This is a genomic window from Deinococcus murrayi DSM 11303, from assembly GCF_000482805.1.
Classification (GTDB): domain Bacteria; phylum Deinococcota; class Deinococci; order Deinococcales; family Deinococcaceae; genus Deinococcus; species Deinococcus murrayi.
Genome location: NZ_AXWT01000047.1, coordinates 1 through 3,545, shown reverse-complemented (window position 1 = coordinate 3,545; position 3,545 = coordinate 1). Strand labels below are relative to the sequence as shown.

General features: G+C 59.1%; 2 protein-coding genes. One reads left to right on the top strand and one right to left on the bottom strand.

Annotated features, from left to right (window positions below; all coding sequences use genetic code 11):
* Window positions 1–294 (top strand): hypothetical protein (locus tag H565_RS16715; RefSeq protein ID WP_211232127.1); only part of this gene is annotated, 294 nt, incomplete at its 5' end.
* Between the two features lie 450 nt (window positions 295–744).
* Here the strand turns inward: H565_RS16715 and H565_RS0108905 are convergent.
* Window positions 745–2,205: a hypothetical protein gene (locus H565_RS0108905; protein WP_152550519.1), complete on the bottom strand. Its 1,461-nt coding sequence runs from the start codon at window positions 2,203–2,205 to the stop codon at window positions 745–747.
* Window positions 2,206–3,545: the final 1,340 nt, after the last annotated feature.

Genomic DNA, 3,545 nt, shown 5'->3' with positions numbered 1-3,545 from the left:
AAAGCTGTCCAGCACGGTCATTTTTCCTTTTCACACCCTCATCTTGAGGGAGGAAGCCGTGCTGGACGTGCTTTTCTAAAACTGAAAGATGTCAGTTACCACACCTCCACTGCTGGAAAGGTCCCAGGCGTCTACGCCCACGGACTGAACTGGCCGATGTTGCCAGAGAAGGGAGCAGGCGCGAGAGGAGATTCTCTCGTGCCTGCTCGCCAAGTGATGGACGAAGATGCGTTGGTCGCCGGAGCGTTTACGCGTTGGAACGCAGCACCCAAACGCACCATGGGGCGCTGGTGAGCCCTGGCATGGCGGGTCCCGACGTGGATTGAAACATCCCGACCAAACAGTAGCGCCCGGTTCTGACCGGCTGTCCACGATCATCGCGGAGATCCCACGTCCACTCCACGGTCAGCACTTCTCTGGGGTTCAAGGTTGGACCTCGGGGTGCGATGACGACGTTCGTCACCACACCCTCCGGGAGCGTGGGTGGCCTCAGGCGTTGCCGCACGATCTGGCCCTGAGCATTGGTCACCACGATGTTGAAGTCGGGTGGGTACCCGATGGGGGCGAAGGCGGGTGCAGGGGTGAGGTTCTTCAACTGGAGGCGAACGGGGAGCAACCCTGCGGCAGCTACGCGCGGGACTCCGGCGATGCGTGTCTGGAAGGTCACGCCCTGCGGTGCGGTCGGCTGTGCCATAGCCGCGGGGAGCGCCCAGGCCAGGAAGGTCAGCAGGAGACGTTTCATCCTCAGTAAGAGGCTACCTGGAAGTCGTAGCCAGCATAGTCGTAGAAATCACGGCGGATGGACGCGAGGTCAGACGAGTAAGAAGCGTAGGAGACCGTTTGAGCATCGTTCATGGTGGAGCCCCAGACGAGCCCCAGGGCTTCGACATTGTTCGTGTCCGTTCGGTAAAACACGGGTGAGCCGCTGTCCCCCCCAAACACATCCATGTCGGACTCAATCTGGCACAGCCGAACGAACTCTCCGGCCCCTCTCGGGAGCGCGTCAACGCAGACATTCTGAGCGGTGCCGTAGGTCCACCCCGAGGTCTGCCCGATCTTTTCCATGGGGTCACCCAGGTAGATGCCGTACTCATTGAAGACGCGGAGCTGGGGACTACTGGTGTTGATCGAGAGGGAGCCGTAGCCGCTGTACACCCGGTTGGTCGTCCGGGCGATCGCAAACGGCGAGTTGGCAGCGGCCCAGGAGTAATACAGGACGAACGCGCTGTCACTCCAGCGGCAGGGCACTCCGCCACTACAGAGGGCACTGGTTTCGTAGCCGAAGGTGGCGGGGTCCGTGTGCTCGTATCCCACGACGTTCATGGAGCCCTGCGGGCCCTGGAAGTGCTCCCGGTAGTCTGCGGTGGCGAGGTACGTCGTGCAGTGCGAGTTCGTGAGGAAGCCCTTGCCGGACCCCCCGAACTGGTCGTACATGTTGATGTTCAGCCCGAGCGTGCATCCGAGAATGCCTTCGGTGTAGATTTGGAGGCCGCCCACAAACGTCGACTGCTCGTTATCCAACGTGCCGGAGAGCTGGACAGACTGAGCACGGGGTCTCACGACCAGCTTGATGGCCTGCGGAGGAATCTTGAGTCTCGCGGCGATGCCGCGCATCCGTTCCCACCCGCGCTCCTCGGTGGTGCCGATCAGAATGGCGTTGTCTGGAATGCTGACTGTCATCATCGAGAAGGTGTCCTCGTCAAAGACCTGCGTCCGCAGCAGGTTGCGCCAATCGGAGAGTTGACGGTAGTTGTACTGTGCCCGGTAAGACCGGGTCCGCGCCGCCATGGTGGGAAGGTCCGGGGTAACGGCAGCATTCGCCTGGCTTCGGTTACGCCGTTCCTGCACCTTGAGGGCCAGTTCCTGCGCCGCACGTTCGGCCCGTGCCTGATTTCCCGCAGGCGCCGTGTAAACGTGTAACTCGCCGTCCTGATTCAGGATGAAGCCAGCGAAGCCCGGTTCACGTTCGGCTAGCCGCTCGAAGTCCCCAGCCATCCCAGGGTTGTACATAGAGCGGTTGGAATTCGGCTTAGGCGTGAGCGGGTTGGGGGGACGTTGCTGCCCGGTCGACTGACGTGCAAGTCCCTGCGTCTGCTGCGGCGCCTGGGCATTGGGTTGCGGCTCGTCGACGTTCGGCGAGGTGCCGCACGCCGCCAAAGCAACGGTCAGGGAGAGGGTGCTTAGCCAGGAAGCGTACTGTTTCATGTCATGTCCTCTCAGCTTCATTCGGCCAGCTCGCCTGGAATGAAGGAAATAGGAATGGGTGTCGGGACCTCACGCGTGCCGCCACGGCGTGGAAAGGGGTCAGGAGCTGGCAGGGGTGGTAGGAACTCCGACTGGAGTAAGGACGGGCCCCGCGTCATCATCTGGATCGGCGCCAGCAAAGCTGAGCACCAGCAGCGCGCCGAGGGCGAGCAGCCACCGTTTCATCGTTCACCTCCTTGGATGACCCGACGCTACTGACCCTCCGGCTTGCACCCGTCTTGCACCATTGTGCGAAATACTGCAAGCCGACACTTAGACGTGCGGCTGGCGGACTCGTGCGGAGGCGACCAAAGTGGTACGTTTTCCGGCTCCTTCCAGTGGAGGGTACGTTCTCCTGAACACTCTTCAGCGGCTTTGATGTTGATGATGTCCCTCATAACACAGCGTCGATGGTGAGGCGAGCCGTTCTTGAGCGCAATAAACGGTCAATAACGGAATAGGGCAGCAGGTGGACACTTGATACGTCCACTGCTGCCCTCTCCTGCTCATCTACTTCAAGCTTTGGGTTGCGTTCTCCTTGATCTACTCGGTCTTTAAGTGCAGCTCTAAGGAACTCTGACAAGGCGCGTAGCAGATCGCCAATAGACGACAGTACGCCCAGGATCTCCTAAGATGAGTGTCGCCTGCACATGGTATTGCCCGGAAGGAAGAATGGGTGCTCCCTCTCGTGCTTGGAGCAGGCAGGGTAGCGTCAATCCACCGCCCGGCTCCACCTTCCACCGCCTTGCTGGTGACGACGAGAGAATAGGAGTTTGAGTAAAACTGGCCAGATTACACCGCCGAGTAAAATCAGACGAGGTACTCTTAAACTCTATCCAGTAGGTGGGCTGACCACTTAAGAAGGAGAGTTCTGTGGGTTGCGAACTGACATTGAGGAGTGACGCCTGTATTTGTAAATCGCGATGTGCATCCAGTGTGGTAGGAATGAATACATCAAACAATACTCCCGGCTGTGTCACAACTTGAGGGGAGACGCGCTCGCCCAATAAAAGAGATGGCAGAGCAGCAGGGGCGGGTGACGGCTGGATGGGCTGCGTTCCGCCAGCAAGAGTGTTATAGGGCGCAATTAGTGCGAGGAGGATCGGGAGTAAGCGCTTCATAATCAGTAGGGTAGTACATCAACATATCCGAAATCGCTGTCGATATTTGAGATTGCGGACATAGCTCCTCCAATTCTTCCATCACTGTACTCCGCGCGAGCAAACGCAATGCCAAGAATGTTAATCGATGTACTATCAAACCGCTCTCTAGGGGTCAAAAGTCAGATGGAGACTTGAGAA

Coding starts and splice junctions, on each gene's coding strand:
- H565_RS0108905 (WP_152550519.1), bottom strand. CDS start 2,205: ATGAAACAGTACGCTTCCTGGCTAAGCACCCTCTCCCTGACCGTTGCT.